The sequence below is a fragment of the Pseudoduganella sp. GW821-FHT11H04 genome (genome assembly GCF_058807935.1).
On the sequence record NZ_JBXARE010000029.1, the window covers coordinates 1 to 20,602 of the forward strand.

General features: G+C 62.6%; 19 protein-coding genes and 1 riboswitch. Of the genes, 13 read left to right on the top strand and 6 right to left on the bottom strand.

The features are described 5' to 3' along the window. Positions 1 to 121: 121 nt before the first annotated feature. The 4 genes from AC1RTP_RS28380 to AC1RTP_RS28395 are packed head-to-tail and all read right to left on the bottom strand — an operon-like array spanning position 122 to position 4,426. The gene (locus AC1RTP_RS28380) at positions 122 to 847 is read right to left on the bottom strand and encodes a phosphatase PAP2 family protein (protein ID WP_498611998.1); all 726 of its coding nucleotides are present in this window, start codon (positions 845 to 847) and stop codon (positions 122 to 124) included. Next, positions 837 to 2,462: a phosphoethanolamine transferase gene (locus tag AC1RTP_RS28385; protein ID WP_498611999.1), complete on the bottom strand. Its 1,626-nt coding sequence runs from the start codon at positions 2,460 to 2,462 to the stop codon at positions 837 to 839. The genes AC1RTP_RS28380 and AC1RTP_RS28385 overlap by 11 nt, the downstream gene beginning before the upstream one ends. A 46-nt stretch (positions 2,463 to 2,508) precedes the next feature. Further along, entirely contained in the window at positions 2,509 to 3,750 is a 1,242-nt protein-coding gene (locus tag AC1RTP_RS28390) for a sensor histidine kinase (protein ID WP_498612000.1), read from the bottom strand. Further along, on the bottom strand, positions 3,737 to 4,426 hold the full coding sequence (locus tag AC1RTP_RS28395) for a response regulator transcription factor (RefSeq protein ID WP_498612001.1): 690 nt from the start codon (positions 4,424 to 4,426) through the stop codon (positions 3,737 to 3,739). Before AC1RTP_RS28395 ends, AC1RTP_RS28390 begins: the two co-directional genes overlap by 14 nt. Before the next feature lie 20 nt (positions 4,427 to 4,446). Between AC1RTP_RS28395 and cobT the strand changes: the two genes are divergently transcribed. The 13 genes from cobT (at position 4,447) to AC1RTP_RS28460 (ending at position 17,413) form a co-directional block, all read left to right on the top strand. Further along, positions 4,447 to 5,481 (top strand): nicotinate-nucleotide--dimethylbenzimidazole phosphoribosyltransferase, encoded by a 1,035-nt coding sequence (gene cobT, locus AC1RTP_RS28400; RefSeq protein ID WP_498612002.1) that lies wholly within the window; start codon positions 4,447 to 4,449, stop codon positions 5,479 to 5,481. A gap of 6 nt (positions 5,482 to 5,487) precedes the next feature. Beyond that, positions 5,488 to 6,255 carry an adenosylcobinamide-GDP ribazoletransferase gene (locus AC1RTP_RS28405; RefSeq protein WP_498612003.1) on the top strand — a complete coding sequence of 256 codons (768 nt, stop codon included), beginning with the start codon at positions 5,488 to 5,490 and terminating at the stop codon, positions 6,253 to 6,255. Next, a complete protein-coding gene (locus tag AC1RTP_RS28410) occupies positions 6,246 to 6,785 on the top strand; it encodes a histidine phosphatase family protein (RefSeq protein WP_498612004.1) in 540 nt (179 codons plus the stop codon). The genes AC1RTP_RS28405 and AC1RTP_RS28410 overlap by 10 nt, the downstream gene beginning before the upstream one ends. After that, a riboswitch (cobalamin riboswitch) is annotated at positions 6,780 to 7,000 on the top strand. (Overlaps the previous gene by 6 nt.) Positions 7,001 to 7,069: 69 nt before the next feature. Continuing rightward, positions 7,070 to 8,908: a TonB-dependent receptor domain-containing protein gene (locus AC1RTP_RS28415; protein ID WP_498612005.1), complete on the top strand. Its 1,839-nt coding sequence runs from the start codon at positions 7,070 to 7,072 to the stop codon at positions 8,906 to 8,908. 19 nt (positions 8,909 to 8,927) lie between these two features. Beyond that, the gene (locus AC1RTP_RS28420; RefSeq protein WP_498612006.1) at positions 8,928 to 9,950 is read left to right on the top strand and encodes a FecCD family ABC transporter permease; all 1,023 of its coding nucleotides are present in this window, start codon (positions 8,928 to 8,930) and stop codon (positions 9,948 to 9,950) included. A 1-nt stretch (position 9,951) separates the two neighbouring features. Next, positions 9,952 to 10,725 (top strand): ABC transporter ATP-binding protein, encoded by a 774-nt coding sequence (locus AC1RTP_RS28425; RefSeq protein ID WP_498612007.1) that lies wholly within the window; start codon positions 9,952 to 9,954, stop codon positions 10,723 to 10,725. Then, on the top strand, positions 10,722 to 11,324 hold the full coding sequence (gene cobO, locus AC1RTP_RS28430; protein WP_498612008.1) for a cob(I)yrinic acid a,c-diamide adenosyltransferase: 603 nt from the start codon (positions 10,722 to 10,724) through the stop codon (positions 11,322 to 11,324). Before AC1RTP_RS28425 ends, cobO begins: the two co-directional genes overlap by 4 nt. Next, entirely contained in the window at positions 11,318 to 12,619 is a 1,302-nt protein-coding gene (locus tag AC1RTP_RS28435; RefSeq protein WP_498612009.1) for a cobyrinic acid a,c-diamide synthase CobB, read from the top strand. The genes cobO and AC1RTP_RS28435 overlap by 7 nt, the downstream gene beginning before the upstream one ends. Then, complete coding sequence (gene cobU, locus AC1RTP_RS28440; RefSeq protein ID WP_498612010.1) at positions 12,616 to 13,167, top strand: bifunctional adenosylcobinamide kinase/adenosylcobinamide-phosphate guanylyltransferase; 552 nt, start codon at positions 12,616 to 12,618, stop codon at positions 13,165 to 13,167. The genes AC1RTP_RS28435 and cobU overlap by 4 nt, the downstream gene beginning before the upstream one ends. Next, complete coding sequence (gene cbiB, locus AC1RTP_RS28445) at positions 13,167 to 14,132, top strand: adenosylcobinamide-phosphate synthase CbiB (protein WP_498612011.1); 966 nt, start codon at positions 13,167 to 13,169, stop codon at positions 14,130 to 14,132. Before cobU ends, cbiB begins: the two co-directional genes overlap by 1 nt. Beyond that, the gene (gene cobD / locus AC1RTP_RS28450) at positions 14,125 to 15,105 is read left to right on the top strand and encodes a threonine-phosphate decarboxylase CobD (protein WP_498612012.1); all 981 of its coding nucleotides are present in this window, start codon (positions 14,125 to 14,127) and stop codon (positions 15,103 to 15,105) included. The genes cbiB and cobD overlap by 8 nt, the downstream gene beginning before the upstream one ends. Then, positions 15,102 to 15,980 (top strand): cobalamin-binding protein, encoded by an 879-nt coding sequence (locus AC1RTP_RS28455; RefSeq protein WP_498612013.1) that lies wholly within the window; start codon positions 15,102 to 15,104, stop codon positions 15,978 to 15,980. Before cobD ends, AC1RTP_RS28455 begins: the two co-directional genes overlap by 4 nt. After that, a complete protein-coding gene (locus AC1RTP_RS28460) occupies positions 15,977 to 17,413 on the top strand; it encodes a cobyric acid synthase (protein ID WP_498612014.1) in 1,437 nt (478 codons plus the stop codon). The genes AC1RTP_RS28455 and AC1RTP_RS28460 overlap by 4 nt, the downstream gene beginning before the upstream one ends. 3 nt (positions 17,414 to 17,416) lie before the next feature. On the opposite strand, the gene AC1RTP_RS28465 is transcribed toward AC1RTP_RS28460, so the two are convergent. After that, positions 17,417 to 18,799 carry a DUF1501 domain-containing protein gene (locus tag AC1RTP_RS28465; protein ID WP_498612015.1) on the bottom strand — a complete coding sequence of 461 codons (1,383 nt, stop codon included), beginning with the start codon at positions 18,797 to 18,799 and terminating at the stop codon, positions 17,417 to 17,419. Between the two features lie 10 nt (positions 18,800 to 18,809). Then, positions 18,810 to 20,450 carry a DUF1800 domain-containing protein gene (locus AC1RTP_RS28470; RefSeq protein ID WP_498612016.1) on the bottom strand — a complete coding sequence of 547 codons (1,641 nt, stop codon included), beginning with the start codon at positions 20,448 to 20,450 and terminating at the stop codon, positions 18,810 to 18,812. Positions 20,451 to 20,602: the final 152 nt, after the last annotated feature.

Consider the following 20,602-nt stretch of genomic DNA (forward strand, 5'->3'; position numbering starts at 1 on the left):
GTTGATTTTTAAAGATCGCTGCTTTGTTTTGTCGACGAAGCGTTGTGTTCGTCAGCAGCAGAGAAGCGAGATTATGCGGTACAGCGTGCAACTCGTCAACCCCCTCTTTTTCTCGTTTCGCTTACTGTTTTGACAGTATTGCGTTGCGAGGGACAGAACTATAGCCAAATAACTGGCGTTTTGCAAGTAGATAATTCGCCAATACGATTGCGCATGCGATCCAGGCCGACCAGAGGGTATGGGTAAGGAAGTGGGCGCCGCGCATTTGCTGGATAAATCCGACGCCAAGGGCGAATACCATGGCCAGTACTCCGACAGCCCAGGCCTTGCGCGGCTGCTCCGGCAGCCAGAATGCCGCCAAGGCGATCAGCCATAGTGCGCTGGACGCATGCCCGCCCGGCAGGCAATGACCCGCATCCACTCCGTGCGGCATTAATTCCAAGAGACGCACATAAGGCGCATTGCCGCCGTAACGATCGATATCCCACGGGCAGTGCGAGGTGCTTGCGCGCTTCAGGAGGCTGATTGCCACCGGCACGGTAACGGCCGACAGACCAAGGACCCGCACACCAAGCCTGCGTGAAGGCGCCCAATTCACGTGCGGGCGCCAAGCATCCCATACCGCCATGACCACCGCTGCGGATGCCAGGCAAGTCAGCACACCTTTCATAATCACGTGATTGAACTGCTCGGCAAACCATGCGTGCTGCATAGGGAATTCGCGGCGCGCACGATCGAACGCCATGTCGGCCAGGCGCAAGTCGAAATCGGTGAACTGGCCAATCCAAAGAATCAGCCCAGCCGACGCAGCCAGCGCCAGCAAGAACCAGCGAAAATTACGCATCATGGATACACGCCTGGAACAGGTCGAGTTTCGGGTTGTAGACAGCCGTATTCACGTTCAGCATGCCAAGCGTGGAATGGAATACGTTATCGTGCGAAAACTCCTGGCTGCTGCGCGCCGCCAGGCAACTGCGGTCAACGCGGAAGCGCTGGCTGAAGCTGTCCGACATCCACAGCATCATCGGCACCTTGCGCTGCTCTTCCGGCGCGAAGATATATGGCGCGCCATGCAGGTACATATTCTTTTCGCCCAGCGATTCGCCATGGTCGGAGAAGTACAGCATGGAGGCCGGCACGCCGGAATCTTTCAGTACCTTGATCGTCTTGTCGAGGAAGTAGTCGGTGTACAGGATAGTGTTGTCGTAAGCCGCCGTGATCGACTCTCGGGTGCACTGCTCCAGCTCATTGGTTTTGCAAACAGGGCCAAACTTGTTGAATTCGGCCGGATAGCGTTTCCAGTAGGCCGGGCCATGGCTGCCTTTCTGGTGCAATACAATGACCAGGTCCTTGTCGGCATTGCGGATCATCTCCGGCAGGCCTTCGAGCAGGTGCTCATCGAAGCATTCTTCGGTATTGCACAGCGGGTTGCCGGCGATCGGCTTGGACATGTCTTCAAAGCGCACGCGGTCGCACACACCCTTGCACCCGGAATTGTTATCGCGCCAGATCACTTCCAGGCCCGCGTGCTTGAGCACATCGAGCAGCCCTTCCTTGCTGCGCGCCTTATCTTCCGAATAAGCATCGCGGGTCAGGTCGGAAAATACGCAAGGCACGGAAATCGCCGTCGCCGTGCCGCACGAGCTCACATTGCTGAAATTGACCAGCGAGCGCTCTTGCGACAGGCGTGGGTTCGTGATGCGTTCATAGCCATTGAGCGAGAAGTTCATGGCGCGCGCGGTTTCGCCGACCACAATGATGGTCACGGTATGCTGCTTGTTGCCCGCTGCGGCCCACAAGCCCCCCTTGGCGGCATCGGTGCCGAACGGCACGACCACGGTCGGCGTCGCCCATTTTTGTTTGAGATAGCTGTTCGTAGCCTGGAATACATTGGTCGGCGTCAGCATGAAGCGCAGCTCGCGATGTTCGCGCACGGCCGGGGCCAACGTTTTAAATAGCAGGAAAAGAAGGCCGGTGGCCAGCAGCAGCGAACCGGCGACCAGGCCGATATTCAACAGCACTTCGCGCCGCAGCGAGCCATATCTCACCGGCAGGCGCCAGACCAGCCAGGATGGGATCAGGCCAAACAGCACGACCGATTGCACCATCTTCCAGCTGAAAAGTTCGCCGGCTTCACGCACGTCGGTTTCCACCACGTTCTGCACCATCGAAGCGTCGATCACGATGCCGTATTGGGACATGAAGTAGGCTGTCATCGACGATAGCAGCAGCAGCGCTATCACCACAGGTTTGAATACGCGGCGGAAGTTCACCAGCGCCAGGATGCCGCTGAATATCAGTACAAGCAGCAAAGCTGAGCCGAGATAGACCAGCAGGTTGGATGCACGGAACCCGCCGGTGGCGGCCATGAAGCTTTTCCAAAAACTGATGTTATAGATCAGGACCAGGAAGGAAGCAGCTGCGAGCGGGAGGAAGGATGAGCGAATTTGTGGCAGTTTCATCCTGGCACAATAGCTTCCCGCAAGTAAAGGCCATGTAAAGCCGGCGTTAAGATTGCGTTAAATCAGGGAAGGAAATATCAAAACGGGTGCCGCCAGCAACACGTTGCTTAACTTGCAACTCAGCACCGAGGTAAGTGCAAATGCGCTGGACCAGCCCCAAGCCAAGGCCGCTGCCGGACGAAGCGCCGTCGCCATCAGGCATGGCCTCGCCGCGCAAGCGCGCCAGGGCGGCCGGCGGCAGGCCGGGGCCGGTATCTTCTACAACGATCGAATGGGCCTCTAGCCTCAGAACGACTTCGCCCTGCTCCGTGTAAGCGCAAGCATTGCGCAGCAGGTTGCCGATGGCTGCTTGCAACAGTTCACGTGGACCGCGCACCGCGAAATCGGCGCCGCCCTGGTAGCGCAGTGCGACCGGCTTGTCGGCCACCAGCGGCTGACAGCGCACGATTTCATATTGCGCCAGTTCGGCCGCCGACTGCTGGGGCGCATCCTCGCCTTGCGGCGTACGGGCCAGCCGTAGCAGCACGCTGGCGACATCGCTCGCTTCGCGCGCAGCACGATAGATACGCTCAGCCGGTGCGTGCAATCCAGCTTCGCCTTCGGTCTGCGCCATCAGGAGTTCAGCCGCGCCGCTGATCACGGTTAGCGGCGTGCGCAATTCGTGGCTTACGTCGCCGGTGAAGAAGCGTTCGCGATCGAGGAATTGCTTGAGTTCCCCCGTGCGGCCGGCGAAGGCTCGGGCCAAAGTCCCCAATTCGTCGCTGCGCTCCAGGCAGGGCAAAGCCTCATGGCGCTCCTCGACTGCCTGCGACAATGCCGTAATCGGATTGACAATGCGGTTGGCCAGAAAGCGCGCCAGTATCAGTGAGCAGGCGACAAAGGCCAGGAAGCCGGCGGCGAACATCGAATAGACCACGATCTCGATCTTGTCGTATTCGCTGGCGTGGTCCACCACCACGTATTCGCCTTTTTCGTCGCGGCCCGCATACACGTGCAGGTCAGTTCCGTCCACCGAGATATCGACCACGCCGTGCGGAAGACCGCGCAGCGAGCGCGGAATATCCCCGCCATGGTGGAAAGTGAGGCCGGCCGGCATCTGTACCGGCATGCCGCCGGCGTGGCGCGGTGCGGCCCATTCGGCTACGTTTCGCAGGCGTTCATCAACCAGTTTCCCCTCGATGCCTTCCACCGCAAGCGCTGCAATGACGGAAAACACCGCGGATACGGCAACCGCGAACGTCATGTAAGCGACAACGATCCGGCGGCGCAGGGAATCAGCTTTCTTCATCGGAGTTCACCAACTTGTAGCCGATCCCCGGGATCGTGCGCAGCATGGCAAATGGATACGGCTTGTCGAGGGCCTGGCGCAGCGCGTGGATATGGGTGCGCAGCGCATCGCTGTCCGGACGTTCATCGCCCCACACCTCGTGTTCCAGGGCATCGCGCGTGACAATATGCGGCGCTTCCTTCATCAGGCTTTTAAGGATGGTGTAGCCGGTGCGGGTCAGGGAGAGCGGACGGCCGGCACGGCGCGCTTCATAGTTAACAGTATCGAAGGTAAGGTCGCCGAATTGCAGTACCGGGGCCTTGGCCTGCACTCCACGGGCGCGGCGTATCAGCGCGCGCAGGCGGATTTCCAGCTCCACCAGGGAGAATGGCTTGACCAGGTAGTCGTCGGCGCCGCTTTCAAAGCCGGCCACTTTGTCCTCCAGGGTGTCGCGGGCGGTCAACATCAGCACCGGGGTGGACTTGCCGAGCTCCCCGCGCAGCTTGCGGCACAACTCAAGGCCGTTCAGGCCGGGCAGCATCACGTCCAGCACAACGGCGTCGTATTCATGCTCGGTGGCCAGCGCCAGCCCGCCATAGCCATTGGCAGCGGTATCCAGCACATAGCCCTTCGGCTCGAGGAAGCCGAACAGGTTGGCGACAATATCCTTATTGTCTTCAATGATAAGTATCCGCATACGGGCATTATAATTCCGCGATGACTATCCCACACATCCCCCAGCTCAAAGACGAATCGCTCGCGGCACAGCTGGACCGCGCAATCAATAACAAGACCAAGCCTCTTGGCAGCCTGGGCGCCCTGGAGCCCCTCGCGCACAAGGTCGGCATGATCCAGAACACGACCAGGCCGGAAGTGCGCGATCCAGCCATCCTGGTGTTTGCTGGCGACCATGGCGTTGTGGCCGAAGGCATTTCCGCCTTCCCGCAGGACGTGACCTGGCAGATGGTCGAGAACTTCCTGGCCGGCGGCGCGGCGATCAATGTCTTTGCGCGCCAGAACGGCTGCCTGCTGAAGGTGGTGGATGCGGGGGTCAAACACGAATTCGGCCAGCGCGAAGGCCTGGTCAACCGCAAGATCGCCCCTGGCACCGCCAATTTTGCGCAGCAGCCGGCCATGTCGGTACAGCAGTGCATGGAGGCGATCGAATGCGGCATGGACCTGGTGGCCGAACTGCCGGGCAATGTGCTGGGCTTCGGCGAGATGGGCATTGGTAATACCACGGCCGCTGCGGCCCTGATGCACCGCCTGACCGGCATTCCGGTGGCCGATTGCGTCGGCGCCGGCACCGGCCTGGCCCCCGAGGGTGTGCTGCACAAGCAGCGCGTAATCGAAGCGGCAATGGCGCTGCATGCGGATGCCCAGGGCGGCCTGCAGGCACTGGCCACTTTCGGCGGCTTGGAAATCGCCATGATGGTCGGCGCGATACTGAAGGCGGCTGAACGCCGCATGGTGCTGCTGATCGACGGGTTTATCGTCACCAGCGCCCTGCTGGTAGCGTCCCGCGTGCAGCCGGCCGTCTTGGATTACTGCGTGTTCTCGCACTGCTCCGACGAAAATGGCCACAAACGCATGCTGGACTTCCTGGGCGGCCGTCCGCTGCTGAACCTGGGCCTGCGCCTGGGCGAAGGCACCGGCGCCGCGCTGGCCGTGCCGCTGCTGCACGCCGCTGTCAACTTCCTGAACCAGATGGCCACTTTCGAGTCGGCCCAGGTCAGCGAGAAGTCCGAGTAAGCGCCCATGCAGCAGCTGCGCCTGTTTTTCATCGCACTGCAGTTCTTCACACGGCTGCCCATCCCGCGCTGGGTGGGCTTTGAGCCGGACTGGCTGCACCACGCATCGCGCTACTTCCCTGCCGTTGGCCTGGTGGTGGCGGCGATTGCGGGTTCCGTATACGCGGCGGCGGCGCTGGTGCTGCCGCCGGCGGTTGCCGTGCTGCTATCCACTGCCGCCGGCATCTACGCCACCGGCGCCTTCCATGAAGATGGATTCGCAGATAGCTGCGACGGCCTGGGGGGCGGCCACACGCGCGAGCGCGTGCTGGAAATCATGAAGGATTCGCGCATCGGCGCTTACGGCGCGATCGGCATCGGCTTGATGCTGGCGACCAAAGTCGCAACGCTGGCCAGCCTGCCGAAGATGGCCGTGCTGGGCGCGCTGCTGGCAGCGCACCCGCTCTCGCGCCTCATGGCCTGCTCGCTGATCTGGCGCATGGAATACGCACGCGCCGAAGGCAAGGCCAAGCCGCTGGCGCAGGAAATGGGCAGTGGTGAATTCCTCATCGCCGCCCTGACGGCCGCCCTGCCTGCCGCCGCCGTGGTGGCCGCAGGCTGGATTCCGGCCATCGCACTGGCGGCTGGCCTGGGCTGCATGCTGTTGGCGACATTCTGGCTTGCACGCAAATTCCAGCAGCGGCTGGGCGGCTATACCGGCGATTGCCTGGGCGCCGTGCAGCAGTTGACGGAAGCCGTGTTCTACATTGGCGCACTGGCCTGCGCGTGGAACTGATTCTCATCCGCCACCCGCAACCGGAAGTGGCGGCAGGCGTCTGCTACGGCAGCAGCGATATTCCCGCCCTGGCGACGGCGCTCGCCGACGGCCACGCAGCGCTGGCGACGCAAATTGCACCGGCGCTGGCCGCCGGAGCGCGGCTCTATTCAAGCCCTTTAAGGCGCTGCACCGCGCTAGCCTCCATGCTGGGCGATTTCACGACTGACGCCCGCCTGGTGGAAATGGATTTCGGCGCCTGGGAGCTTCGCCCCTGGTCCGACATTCCGCATGAAGAGGTAGACGCCTGGGCTGCCAACCTGCTGGACTACCGCCCCGGCGGCGGCGAAACCGTGCGCGAAGTTGCCGCCCGCGTGCAATCCTTCCTCGACCAATTGCAGCACGACGCCGTCATCGTCTGCCACGCCGGCACCATGCGCCTGATGGCCGCCATCGCCGCCGGCGAACCGCTGCAACAGGCCGCCGCAAAGCCAAACCAGATCAAGTACTGCGAAGCCCTTCGCTTGTCCTGGCCCGCCAAGTCCGTATAATGACGGGGTTTTGGTGCTCGCATTCGAATTCTCGAACGCAGTTAAACGGGAAACACGGCGCTGTTCATCACAGCCAACGTGTGCTGCCCCCGCAACGGTAAGCAAGTGCCGCCTTCAATGTGCGGCAGCGACCTCTTAGCCACTGTGCAAACGCATGGGAAGGCCAGGCCGCCAGACTTGCCAGCCCGGATACCGGCCAGACCAGGTGGGAACGCGCCCTGCGCCCGTTCCTGTTCATGCCGGCTTACGGGGACGTGGGCCGGCGGCTAGTTACGAAAGTTGTCATGATTTCTCCCGCCACCAGGCAAGCGGCCCTCGCGTCGCTGGCATTGGCCGTTGCCGCACCTGCCGTCCAGGCTCAAGCCGAGGCTCCCGCGCTGAATGCCGTTCTCGTCACCGCTACCCGTACGCCGCAAGCTGCGCGCGACATCATCAGCGATTCGCTAAGCATTGGCGCGGACGAAATCGTCCGCAGCGGCGCCGGATCCATTACCGAACTCCTGCAGCGCCAGCGCGGCATCGAAGTCACGCGCAACGGCGGCCCTGGCACCAATGCGGTCGTATTCCTGCGCGGCTCGAACGGCAACCAGGTGCTCGTTCTGGTCGATGGCGTGCGAATCGGCTCGGCCACCAGCGGCGCCGCCGCATGGAACGCAATCCCCATGGGCGCGATTGACCATATCGAAGTGGTGTACGGCCCATTAAGCACGCTTTACGGCGCCGACGCCATTGGCGGCGTAGTCCAGATCTTCACCAAAAAAGGCCAGGGCAGCCTGGCACTGGATGCCAGTCTGCTGGCCGGCAGCTACGGCATGCGTGCCGGCACTGCAGGCATCTCCGGCAGTGCCGGCGCCGTCAGCTACTCGCTCAGCGCGGGCCAAGAGCGCGCCGACGGCTTCTCCGCAACCCTGCCGGGCAGCGCCAGCTACAACAAGGACGACGACGGTTACGACCGCAAGCACGCTAACGGCCAATTGTCCTGGCAAATCGCGCCGGGCCACGGGCTGGGCGCAATGTTCCTGCATAGCGACCAGCAGTCTGATTTCGACAGCGGCGCCACCGTGCGCGCGTGGAGCACCCAAAAGCTGGACACCATCGCCCTGTACTCCCGCAATCGCATGAACCGCAACTGGCAAATGACGACGCAGGCGGCGCAATCGCGCGACAAATCCGGCAGCTTTACCTCCATCGCCAGCCAGATCAACACAAAGCAAACGCAATACAGCTGGCAGAACGACATCGCATTTGGCCCGGATACCCTGCAACTGCTGGCGGAACACCGCAAGGAAGAAGTGGAGTCCAATACCGCGGCCCTGGTGCGCGAGCGCCGCACTACTTCCCTGGCTGCGAGCTACAACATGAAGCGCGGCGACCACCTGTTGGCCGCCGCGGCACGAAATGACGACAGCTCGCAATATGGCTCCAGGAGCACCGGCTCCCTGGGTTACGGCTACCGCTTCACGCCGGCGCTGCGCCTGAACGCCAGCTACGGCACCAGCTTCCGGGCACCCACTTTCAATGAGCTGTACTACCCAGGCTACGGACTGCCAGGCAACCGTCCGGAACAAGGCCGCAACAGCGAGATCGGCCTGCACTTCGAACAAAACGGCACCATGCTGGGCGCCGTCGCCTATCGCAACCGCCTGAGCAACCTGCTGGTAAATACCACCCCATGCCCAGTGCCTGGCTTCCGCCAGGGCTGCGCCTACAACGTCAACCACGCCACGCTGGAGGGTATTTCCCTCTCAGCGCGCCAGCAACTGGGTAATTCGTTCGCGCTGTCGGCCAGCGCCGACCTGCAAAATGCGCAAGACGACAGTACCGGAAAGCAGCTGGTGCGCCGCGCCAAACGCCACGGCAACGTCGCACTGGAATATACTGCGGGCAGCCTGAGCTCCGGTGCCGAATGGCAGATTTCCAGCTTCCGCTTCGACGATGCGGCCAACCGCAACCGCTTGGGCGGCTACGGTTTGCTGAACCTGTACGCGGCATGGGATTTCACCCCGTCGTGGACTGCCACCCTGCGCTGGAACAATGTCGCCGGCAAGCACTATGAACTGGCGCGCAATTACAGCACCGCTGGCTCCTCGGTGTACGCCGGCCTGCGCTATAGCTACAAATAAATGAGATAAGCTGCCTGCTATGCATCCACTATCCGCCAATCTGCGCCTGCGCGCCGTTACCGTCATCGTCCTGCTGGTGCTGTTGTCCTTGGCCAGCCTTGTGGCGGCCGGCATGATCGGCTCGGTCAGCATCCCATTGGCCGACATGCCGGGCGCACTGCGCGAGGTGATCAGCGGGCAGCCAAACTCCCTGCCAAGCCATTTGCTTGGACTGCGCCTCGAACGCGCCGCCACGGCCTTTGTCACCGGCGCTTCGCTATCGCTGGCGGGCGTGATGATGCAAGCCTTACTGCGCAATCCCCTGGCCGATCCTTATGTATTAGGCATCTCCTCCGGGGCATCGGTCGGTGCGCTGGCTGCGCTGCTGTTCATGTGCGCCGCCTGGATAGTCGATGCGGCCTCCTTCGCAGGTGCGGTGGTGGTGTCGATGATGCTGTACTTCCTGGCTCGCCGCGACCTGCGCGGCGGCACGGCTGCGGAGGGCGGCACCGCCCTGCTACTGCTGACCGGCGTGATTCTTTCTTCCGCCTGCGTCGCACTGGTAACGCTGATGCTGTCGATTGCCCCGGAAAGCCGCCTACGCACCATGGTGTTCTGGCTGATCGGCGACCTGGCAGGCTCCCCGCTGCGCTGGTTGCCGTGGATCGTGCTGGCGGGCGGCCTGGCCTTCGCCTTGCGCGCGGCCCGTTCGCTCAATGTCATGGCATTGCATGCCGAAGCGGCGGCAACGCTGGGCATACCGGTGAGCGCGCTGCGCAAGGGCCTGTTCTTCTGCTCCGGCCTGTTAACCGCCAGCGCCGTGACCACTGCAGGCAGTATCGGCTTTGTCGGCCTGATCGTGCCGCATGCCTGCCGCTTCGCATTCGGCCCCGACCATCGTTTGCTGGTGCCAAGCGCAGCGCTGGTTGGCGGCGCCTACCTGGTGCTGGCCGACACGGTGGCGCGCACCATCATCGCGCCGCAGCAGCTGCCGGCCGGCGTGGTGACGGCATTGGTCGGCACGCCTGTCTTCCTATATCAACTGCACCGCCTGAGGAAGTAATATGATCGCCACCCATCAACTGCGCCTTGCCATGGGCAAGCGCACACTGGTCGACCAGCTGGATTGGCAGGTGGGCGACGGCGAATGCTGGAGCGTCATCGGCCGCAACGGGGCTGGAAAGAGCACCTTGCTGCGCACCCTGGCCGGTTTGCGCCAGCCGGAAGCCGGCCATGTCAGCATCGATCGCCGCGCCTTGGGCGAGTGGCCACTGCAGGAACTGGCGCTCAAGCGCGCCTTCCTGGCCCAGGCCCGCAGCGATGCGTTCTCGTATTCCGTGATCGAAACCGTGCTCTCGGCACGCCACCCCTACCACGACAACCGTTATTGGGAAAACAGCGACGACCACCACGCTGCCATTGCAGCGCTGGCTGCGATGGAAGTAGAGCACCTGGCCGAACGCGACGTGCGCACCTTGTCCGGCGGCGAACGCCAGCGCGTGGCGATTGCCGCAATGCTGGCGCAAGATACGCCGCTGCTGTTGCTCGATGAACCAGCCAATGCCTTGGACCTGGCGCACCAGGTCAGCGTAATGTCACTGCTGGCCAAGCTATGCCGCGAACAGCACAAAACCGTTGTGATGGTGGGGCATGACCTGACCCTGGCGCACAGCGTGTCTTCGCATGCCCTGCTGCTGATGGGGGACGGCCGCTGGCTGGCCGGTCCCGTCGAAGAAGTGATGCAGCCGACGGTGCTCTCCGAATACCTTGACCATCCTATCGAAATCGTTCGTCACGGCGAACGCACCATCTTCATTCCCGGGAGTTTTCCTGCATGAGCGACATTAATGAACGCCACCGCGACCGGATGGCGCGCAAGAAGGCCATCATCGACGCCAAGATTGCGGCGGCCGACAAGAATATCGGCGTCCTGATCATCAACACCGGCAATGGCAAGGGCAAAAGCTCGAGCGGCTTCGGCATGGCCATGCGCGCCATGGGGCATGGCATGAAAGTGGGGGTGGTGCAGTTCATCAAAGGCGCCATGTCGACTGGAGAGGAAATGTTCCTGCGACGTTTTCCCGACGAATGCAGCTTCCACGCCATGGGCGAAGGCTATACCTGGGAAACCCAGAATCGCGAGCGCGATATCGAGAAAGCGCAGCAAGCCTGGGAGCAGGCACGCGCCTTCCTGCGCGATCCATCCTACGGCATGGTGGTGCTGGATGAACTGAATATCGCCCTCAAATACCAATACCTCGACGTGCATGACGTGATCGCCGACCTGCTAGACCGTCCGGAAATGCAGCACGCCGTGGTCACCGGCCGTGCAGCCCCGCCTGAACTGATCGAAGTGGCGGATACAGTCACTGAAATGACCGTGGTGAAGCACGCCTTCAAGGCTGGCATCGCGGCGCAGCCGGGCACGGAATGGTAGCCCGCGCCGTCCTGATTGCCGCAGCGTCTTCCGGCCAGGGCAAGACCACGGTCACCGCCGCCCTGGCGCGCAAACTGGTGCGCGCGGGACGCCGCGTTCGCGTGTTCAAATGCGGACCAGACTTTATCGACCCGATGGTATTGGCGCGCGCTTGTGGCGCGCCAGTCGAATCGCTCGACTTGTGGATGGTGGGCGCCGAACGTTGCCGCGCCTTGCTTGCCGAAGCGGCCGAGCAAGCCGATGCCATCCTGGTCGAAGGCGTCATGGGTTTGTACGACGGCACACCTTCCGCCGCCGACTTGTCGCGCGAGTTTGGCTTGCCAGTACTGGCCGTGATCGATGCCGGCGCGATGGCGCAGACTGCGGGCGCACTGGTGCATGGCCTGCGCGACTACGGTCCGGTCGACATGGCGGGCGTGGTGGCCAATCGTATCGCCAGCCCAGGGCATGCGGCCATGGTGGCGGCGTCATTGCGCGACATTCCCTTGCTGGGGACTCTTCCCAAGCAGGCCGCATCGCTGCCCGAGCGCCACCTTGGCCTGGTGCTGCCGGATGAAGTCGCGGGACTCGATGAATTGCTCGACAAGCTGGCCGAGCAACTCACGCTCGACCTCGCGGCGTGGGATGCGCTGCCCGCCGCAGACTTTGGTGCGGCGCCCGCAGGCTCCAGCAGCGTGGCGAAAGACCTGCCGCTCGCCGGCACGCGGATCGCCATTGCGCGCGATGCAGCCTTCATGTTCCTCTACCCTGCGAACCTGGCGACGCTGGAAGCGCTGGGCGCGCAACTGGAATATTTCTCCCCGCTGGCCGACGAGCCGGTACCTCCTGCGACAACGGCAATCTACATGCCCGGCGGTTATCCGGAACTACACGCCCCCGCCTTGTCCGCCGGCCAGCGCTGGCAAGCCTCCTTGCGCACCGCGCACGCCGACGGTATTCCGATCGTGGCTGAATGCGGCGGCATGATGGCGCTTGCTGAATCCCTGCAAGATAAGGAAGGCAAGGACTGGCCGATGGCAGCGCTGTTGCCCGGGAAGGTTGTTATGCAGGCGCGCTTGGCCGGCCTGGGAGCACAAGCCATGCCAACCGATCACGGTCCCCTGCGCGGCCACACCTTCCATTACTCGCGCCTGGAGACTTCACAAGCTGCTGCAGTCACCACGCAAAAGAACCCAAGCGGCGCGCCAGGCGAAAACCTCTACCGAGTAGGATCGCTCCAAGCATCCTACTTCCACGGCTACTTCCCATCCAATCCCGCTGCCGTAGCGGCCATGTTCTCGCGGAGCGCAGCATGACACGCACATTATTCCTGGGCGGCGCACGTTCCGGCAAAAGCGCCCATGCGGAAAAACTCGCTGCCGATTCCGGTAAAGAGGTGATCTATATTGCGACCGGCGCCGCAGGCGATGCTGAGATGGCTGAGCGCATCGCCCACCATCGCGCGCAGCGTCCCTCGCACTGGCGCACCGTCGAAGAACCCATTGCGCTTGCCGCCGCGCTAGCCGAATGGCGCTCGCCGCAGCGTGTGGTGCTGGTCGACTGCCTGACCCTGTGGCTGTGCAACCTGTTATTCAGTGACGGCCGGGAATACCCGGATGTCGGCGCTATCGAACTGCCTGAGCGCTTCCACGAGGAACGCGCCGCCCTGCTCGCCGAACTGGCCACCGACCGCGGCGATGTCGCCCTGGTGTCGAATGAAGTCGGCATGGGCATCGTGCCGTGGGGCGCCGTCTCGCGCTGCTATGCTGACGAAGCGGGTCGCCTGAACCAGGCCGTTGCCGCTGCTTGCGAACGTGTCGTCTTTGTTGCAGCAGGCTTGCCGCTGGTACTGAAAGGCGCCTGATGCCGGCGAATATCGACTGGAGCGTTTTCGCCGCCGCCCTGCTGGCCGGTGTCCTGCTCGACGCGCTGCTGGGCGAAACATCGCGTTTCCATCCGCTGGTTGGCTTCGGCCGCCTTGCCAGTGCAATCGAAACCCGCCTGAACCGGGCCGCCGCCGCGCCTTCCCTGCGCATTGCACGCGGCCTCTTCGCGTGGGCGCTTGCCGTGCTGCCCCCTGTCTTCTTGGCCGCATGGCTCTGCGCCCGCCCAATGCCGATGGCGGTGCAAGTTACGCTGCACGCCACCCTCCTCTATTTCTGTATCGGCTTGCGCAGTCTGCGCGACCACATGCTTCCCATCGGCCGCGCGCTGCTTAGCGGTGACCTGCCCACCGCACGCGCCCTGACTGCACGCATCGTCAGCCGCGACACCGAACACGCCACCGAATCCGATCTCGCGAAAGCAGCAACGGAATCGATGCTGGAAAACGGCAACGACGCCGTCTTCGGCACACTATTCTGGTTCGCCATCGCAGGCGGGCCGGGCGCCCTGCTCTTCCGCCTTGCTAATACGCTGGATGCCATGTGGGGATACCGCAGCGAGCGATTCAACCTGTTCGGCCGCAGCGCCGCACGCATCGACGACGCACTTAATTACCTTCCTGCCCGCCTGACCGCGATCAGTTACGCCCTGCTGGCGCCAGGCGCCGCCAGCACTCGCCGCGCACTAGACTGCTGGCGCAGGCAAGCCCCGGCCTGGACCAGCCCCAATGCCGGTCCTGTCATGTCCAGCGGTGCCGGGGCACTCGGTCTGGAGCTGGGCGGAGCCGCCACTTATGGCGGCGAAATCGAACAACGTCCACCGCTTGGTGCTGGCGCCCCGGCATTGGCCGCCGACATCCCGCGCGCCTGGCGTCTGGTCCGCAACACCACCTGGCTTTGGCTGGCTGCAATGCTGGCCATCGCCTACGGAGTACACCATGCTTGAACACGGCGGCAAACTACGCGAAGCGACGCAGCGCTACGGCCGCAACGACTGGCTCGACCTGTCCACCGGGCTCAATCCAAACGGTTATCCCGCGCCCTCGCTCACGCCAGACGCCTGGCACCGCCTGCCCGAACACGATCCCGCCCTGGAAGAAGCCGCGCAGCGCTACTACCGCGCCCCGCGCATGCTGGCCGTCGCCGGAACGCAAGCGGCAATCCAGGCGCTGCCTCGCCTGCGTCCTCCATCGCGTGTGGTCGTCGCCAGCCCAAGCTATGCCGAGCACCTGCACCATTGGTCGCAGCATGGCCACCGCACAAGCGCCGTGCCGTATAGCGAACTCGATGCAGCAGTCACCCAGGCCGACGTAGTGGTCGTCTGCAATCCAAACAATCCAACCGGCGCTTACGTGCCACGCGCCACCTTGCTGGAGTGGGCCAATGAGCTTGCAGCGCGCGGCGGCTGGCTGGTGGTTGACGAAGCATTCGCCGACACCGATGGTGCGCATTGCGTCGCCGATGCCGCGCATTCGCCTGGCCTGGTCGTACTGCGCTCCGTGGGTAAGTTCTTCGGCCTGGCCGGCTTGCGCCTTGGCTTCGTGGCAGCGCATGATGAAATACTCCGGCCCTTGGCGGACATGCTTGGTCCATGGGCCGTCAGCGGCCCTGCGCAGCAAGTGGCATGCACCGCGCTGGAGGACAGCGCCTGGCAGCAAGCGACACAGGAAAGCCTGTACGCTGCCGGCAAGCGCTTGCACGATATGCTTGCCGACCGCGGCATCTCCAGCCACGGAACGTCGCTATTCCAGTGGTGGCCCGAGCCGCGCGCGGAAGAATTTCACGATCATATGGCGCGCCGCGGAATCTGGGTGCGCCTGTTCCGGGAGGCCGCACGCGGCATCCGTCTGGGTCTGCCACCCGACGAAGCAGGCTGGCAGCGCCTCGAACTGGCATTGAATGAATGGAGCGACCAATGAAAAAGTATTTGCTGATCCCTGCCCTCTTTGCGGCACATATCCACGCCCACGCCGCCATTACGGTCAATGACGACGACGGCAAGCCAGTCACCCTGCAAAAGCCAGCGCAACGCGTGATTTCCCTGGCGCCGCACGTTACCGAATTGCTGTTCGCAGCCGGCGGTGGAGAAAAAATCGTCGGCGCCGTAACCTACAGCGACTACCCTGAAGCTGCAAAACAGGTTCCTCGCGTCGGAGATAACCGCCAGGTCGACATGGAACGCGTGCTGGCCATGAAGCCGGACCTGCTGGTGATCTGGCGCCATGGCACCTCCGAAAGGCAGATCGAGCAGCTGCGCCAGCTCGGCATTCCGATGTTCCACAGCGAGCCTAAAAAACTGGACCAGATAGCGGACAACCTGGAAAAAATGGGCAAGCTGCTCGGCACCGAGGCCGCCGCCAACGCGGCCGCCCAGGACCTTCGCCAGAAGCTGGCCGCCCTTCGCGCGCAATACTCGACGCGCTCCCCGGTGCGTATCTTCTACCAGGTGTGGGACAAGCCGCTCTACACGCTGAATGGTGAACACATCGTCGCCGACGCAATGAAGGTCTGCGGCGGCCAGAATATCTTCGCCGACCAGAAAGTGACCGCGCCAGTAGTGAGCGTGGAAGCCGTCCTGGAAGCCGATCCGGAGGCAGTCTTCGCTACAGCCGAAAAAGACTACGGCGGCGTCAACCTCTGGCGTCCCTACAAAACGCTGAAGGCAACGCGCCAGGACAATCTATTCACCATCGACGGCAACCTGATGAACCGCGCCGGCCCCCGCATGATTGCCGGCACCGCCGTACTCTGCGAAAAACTCGACGAAGCCCGCAAGCACCGCCCTGCAAAATGAATTTTCCCTATCGCACCCTGATGGTTCAGGGCACCACCTCCGATGCCGGCAAGAGCACGATCGTCGCGGCGCTGTGCCGCCTTCTCAAGCGCGCAGGAGTGCGTGTAGCCCCTTTCAAGCCGCAAAACATGGCGCTCAATAGCGCCGTCACCATCGACGGCGGCGAGATCGGCCGCGCCCAGGCGTTACAAGCAATTGCCGCCGGCGTTCCCGCGCATACCGACATGAATCCTGTCCTGCTCAAGCCGAGCAGCGATATCGGCGCCCAGGTCATCATCCACGGCAAGGTGCGCGGCGATATGAACGCGCGCGACTACCACCGGTACAAGACAGTCGCGATGGGTGCAGTACTCGAATCGCACGAGCGCTTGCTGGCTCAATATGACACCGTGGTCGTGGAAGGCGCCGGCAGCCCGGCCGAGATCAACTTGCGCGACCGCGACATTGCCAATATGGGTTTTGCCGAAGCGGTCGACTGCCCGGTGATACTGTGCGCCGATATTGACCGTGGCGGCGTGTTCGCCCACATCGTCGGCACCTTATCCTGCCTGTCCGAGAGCGAACGCAATCGCATCATTGGCTTCGTCATCAACCGCTTCCGCGGTGATATCAAACTATTGGAGCCAGGCCTGGACTGGCTGGAAACGCAGACCGGCAAGCCGGTACTGGCGGTCGTGCCTTACTTACATGGCCTTTACCTCGACGCTGAAGACGCGGTGCAGCCGTCGCAGGAACAGCGCGGCGCGTTCCGCGTAATCGTGCCAAGCCTGCCGCGCATGAGCAACCACACCGACTTCGATGCGCTGCGCGCGCATCCCGACGTCGATCTGCGTTTCGTGCGCAAGGGGGAAGCGATCCCACCGGCCGACCTGATCATCCTACCGGGAAGCAAGAACACACGCGCCGACCTGGCGGCATTGAAGGAAGGTGGCTGGCCGCAAGCCATCGAGCGCCACTTGCGCTACGGCGGAAAAGTAATCGGTATCTGCGGCGGCTTCCAGATGTTGGGCGAATGCGTTGACGATCCGCACGGAGTCGAAGGCCACGCGGGAGCCGAACAAGGCCTCGGCCTTCTGCCAATGGCGACCATCCTTACACAGGAAAAACACCTGGAGCAGGTAAGCGGCAGTTGCGCCTTTGCCGAAGCGGCAGTCAGCGGCTATGAAATCCACATGGGTGTTTCCAGCGGCGCCGCCTTGGCGCAGCCCGCATTCCGTATCGATGGCCGCGCCGAAGGTGCGCTCTCGGAGGATGGGCAAGTCATGGGCACCTACCTGCATGGACTGTTCGACCATCCAGAAGCTGGCCAGGCACTGCTGCGCTGGGCTGGCCTGGATACGCAATACATAGTCGACACTTCGGCCTTGCGCGAAGCCAGCCTGGATCGACTGGCAGACGCCTGCCAGCCTATCCTCACCGCGCTGCTGCGCTGAGTTTTACAGGAAGCCGAGGTTACGCGTGCTGTAGTTGGCAAGGTTGGGAAGCAGCGTCAGTAAATCGCTGTCCGATGCCCCCAACCATTTGCCCAGCGTGGCCGCGTACTGGTCCACCGAAGTACTTGGCAGAAGGCGGCCCTGGCCGACATCGTCTGCGCCATTATTGGCGACCACCGGCGCGGTGCCATACAGCTGCTGGCCTTTAACCGCATCGCCCACCATGAAATGCATGCTTCCCCAGCCGTGGTCGGAGCCGTCGTTGTTGGCCACAAGGGTGCGGCCAAAGTCCGATGCCGTGAACGCAGTCACCTTGTCGGCTACGCCCAGTTCCACAGTCGCCTGGTAGAAAGCCGACATGGCGTTGGCCAGCTTGGTCAACAACGCCGGATGGGTGGTGGTCAGGTTGTCGTGCGTATCAAAGCCGCCCATAGACACGAAGAATACCTGGCGCTTGGCGCCAAGGTTGCCGCCTACAGAAATCATGCGCGCCACCATCTTCAACTGATCGCCCAGCGAATTGGCGGCTGGGAATGGCGTGTTGATGGCAGGTGCTGTCGCGAACGCAGCCGTCAGCGCCGCATTAGCATCGATAGAACGCCTGCTGATGCGGTTGTATTCGTTTTCCAGTGAGTGCGGGCGCTGCTGCGTGATTAGCGTACGCAGTGCGTCAGTGGCCGCGGAGGAGCCAAACAACGGTGACTTCAGGCCGGAGAACTGCATCGAACCGTTCGCCGACACTTGGTATTGCACCGCTGTTTTGCCCATCATGAAGACCGCGTTGCCCGACACGTTCACGCAAGTGAAGGTGGCATTGCCGTTACCGGCTTCGAACAAGTCGCCCAGCCTTCCGCCCCAACCCGACAGCGCGCCTTCCGGTGCGGAGGATTGCCAGATCGATTGCTGGTCATTGTGGGAGAACAGCTTGGGCGGGAGCGGTACGGATTTCGCCGTGTACTGCGCCTTGGTGGTCGGCTGCACCAGCGGCCCCACATTCATCATCACGCCCAAATGGCCCGCGTTAAAGATCGGCAGCAGCGGCGCCAGTTCCGGCGCCAGTGCGTATTGGCGCGATGCGCCGGCCGAATCGATCACAGGTGTCGCAGGCGCGAGTGCGGTTGCGGTCAGCGCGTCGCGGGCATAAGCCAGTGTAGGACGGAACTGCTGGTAAAGCGTATAGTTCGGCGTATCGTAAGGAATCAGCGTGTTGGCGTAATCATTCCCGCCGTAGAGGAAAACGCAAACCAGCGCCTTGTAATCAGTGGCAGTGGCGGCGGCAGCTTCGGCGATCGACAGCAGGTTGATTGCCCAGGGTGCGGCTACGCCGGCCACGCCAAGAGCGGAGGCGCGTTTCAGGAAGGCGCGGCGCGATGCTTGGTTCGTCATGATGGGGGCCTTATTTCAGGACAATGAATTCGGGAGACGCCATCACCAGCGTCAAGGCAGCATAGACACGGTTTGCACGCGCAGCATCGGTGCCGGTAGCCATGCCGGCGACAGCATTGCGAATCAGGGTGACTGAGTCCGTTCCCAGCTGGCCCGCCGCCAGCACCAGGTTGATCTCATCGACCAGCGCCGGGACCGTGTCCGCCATTGGCAGCAGCGCTGCATAATCCGCCTTCACATCGCCCACGCCTTTGCTGATCGCGTTCTGCATGTAGTTGACGTAACCAACCACGCTCGACTCGTTCACGAGCTGGAATTCCGGCGCTACGACACCAAGCGCCGGCGGCACATAACCGGGCCGGAAGAAATTGAATACGCTCGGCGAACGCAGAGGGCTTTGTCCCAATCGCGTCGACGGGTCGGTCGTGTTGCCGACGCCCCAGGCATCGGTTGGCGATGCGGCATTGAAGGCGCGCGCCCATGCAGCAAAACGCAGGATAGGTTCGCGTACTTTGCCAAAGGTGGTGGACGTTGTGCCTGCAGCGGTGCGGGCTTCCGGGTCGAGCAGGATCGCTTTGACGACAGCCTTCAAGTCGCCTTTGACGCCGTTGCCGTTATTGTTGAACACCGCCGCTACACGCCCAACGTAGGCTGGTGCAGGATTGCTGGTCACCAGGCGCTGGATCAGTTGCCGCGAAATGAAAGGTGCGACATTCTGGTGCGCGAATATCGCGTCGAGCGCCTTGTTAAGGCATGCAGTCGCATCGGTCCCCGCCGCAATCGTGGTGCCCAGGAAGACTTTTTCACCAGTCTCGTACCTGCTCGCCACCTGCGTCATCGGACGCTTTTTATAGTCCGGCGTATCGGTGGTGCCGCCTGCGAGATCCTGGTCCCAGCCTGTGAACACGCGCGCCAGGCCGGAAATGTCAGCCTGAACATAGGTCTCTTGCGCAGTTGGCGTGCCATCAGCATTCAGCTTCAGCAAGCCAATCGTGAACAGCTGCAGGATCTCGCGCGCATAGTTCTCGTCCGGCATGGCGCCAGTTGTGGGATTTGCCTTGGCGTTGCGGCGATAAGTCAGGTACTCGCCCATCGAAACCGACAGCGTGATCTGCTGAAGCAAGGTGCGGTAATTTCCGAAGGCGTTCGCCTCCAGGATGTCCATGTAGGCCGCGCCGGTGAAGTTACTCCACGAACCGGTGAAACCATCCAGCGAAGCGACCACGATTTCCGATAGCGCCAATGTCACGCGTTGTCGCAGCGTATCGGGGGATGAAAGAAGTTTGCGCCACACTGCGGCATCAATGCCGGCCTGGCTGTTTTTGTTCTCGATCGCGTTGAAGCCTTTGGACACCAGCCAGTCCCAGCGCGTTTGCGAGGCGGCCATCGCCATCTGTTCGTCCAGCCAGGAGCTGTAGCCAATGGCCTGAACGCGCGCGATGCCGTCGCGCGTTGCTCCCATCGATGCCTGCGCCAGGAAGCGCGAAGCCTGGATGGACGAAACAGTTTCAGTTGGCTGGGTGACGGGTGGTTCTTGCGGGGAGGTGCTAGTACCTCCGCCTCCCCCGCCGCATGCCGTCAGCACGGTTGCTGCAGCCACTAATCCAGAAAGCTTTGGCAAGCTCTCGGTGCGCTCAATCGTCTCGTCCACGGTTGCCCCTCGGCAATTTTCTTGAGGGGACATTGTAGCGGAAAGAACAAGTTGAACGTGTCAATCGTGCGCCACAAAAGCAAAAAGCCCGCTGGCACATGCCTAGCGGGCTTTCAAATAAGAGCCTGACGATAACCTACTTTCACACTGGT

Coding starts and splice junctions, on each gene's coding strand:
- AC1RTP_RS28465 (WP_498612015.1), bottom strand. CDS start 18,799: ATGACGAACCAAGCATCGCGCCGCGCCTTCCTGAAACGCGCCTCCGCT.
- AC1RTP_RS28460 (WP_498612014.1), top strand. CDS start 15,977: ATGAATTTTCCCTATCGCACCCTGATGGTTCAGGGCACCACCTCCGAT.
- cobD (WP_498612012.1), top strand. CDS start 14,125: ATGCTTGAACACGGCGGCAAACTACGCGAAGCGACGCAGCGCTACGGC.
- cbiB (WP_498612011.1), top strand. CDS start 13,167: ATGCCGGCGAATATCGACTGGAGCGTTTTCGCCGCCGCCCTGCTGGCC.
- AC1RTP_RS28435 (WP_498612009.1), top strand. CDS start 11,318: ATGGTAGCCCGCGCCGTCCTGATTGCCGCAGCGTCTTCCGGCCAGGGC.
- AC1RTP_RS28425 (WP_498612007.1), top strand. CDS start 9,952: ATGATCGCCACCCATCAACTGCGCCTTGCCATGGGCAAGCGCACACTG.
- AC1RTP_RS28420 (WP_498612006.1), top strand. CDS start 8,928: ATGCATCCACTATCCGCCAATCTGCGCCTGCGCGCCGTTACCGTCATC.
- AC1RTP_RS28455 (WP_498612013.1), top strand. CDS start 15,102: ATGAAAAAGTATTTGCTGATCCCTGCCCTCTTTGCGGCACATATCCAC.
- cobT (WP_498612002.1), top strand. CDS start 4,447: ATGACTATCCCACACATCCCCCAGCTCAAAGACGAATCGCTCGCGGCA.
- cobO (WP_498612008.1), top strand. CDS start 10,722: ATGAGCGACATTAATGAACGCCACCGCGACCGGATGGCGCGCAAGAAG.
- AC1RTP_RS28380 (WP_498611998.1), bottom strand. CDS start 847: ATGATGCGTAATTTTCGCTGGTTCTTGCTGGCGCTGGCTGCGTCGGCT.
- AC1RTP_RS28390 (WP_498612000.1), bottom strand. CDS start 3,750: ATGAAGAAAGCTGATTCCCTGCGCCGCCGGATCGTTGTCGCTTACATG.
- AC1RTP_RS28405 (WP_498612003.1), top strand. CDS start 5,488: ATGCAGCAGCTGCGCCTGTTTTTCATCGCACTGCAGTTCTTCACACGG.
- AC1RTP_RS28385 (WP_498611999.1), bottom strand. CDS start 2,462: ATGAAACTGCCACAAATTCGCTCATCCTTCCTCCCGCTCGCAGCTGCT.
- AC1RTP_RS28415 (WP_498612005.1), top strand. CDS start 7,070: ATGATTTCTCCCGCCACCAGGCAAGCGGCCCTCGCGTCGCTGGCATTG.
- cobU (WP_498612010.1), top strand. CDS start 12,616: ATGACACGCACATTATTCCTGGGCGGCGCACGTTCCGGCAAAAGCGCC.
- AC1RTP_RS28395 (WP_498612001.1), bottom strand. CDS start 4,426: ATGCGGATACTTATCATTGAAGACAATAAGGATATTGTCGCCAACCTG.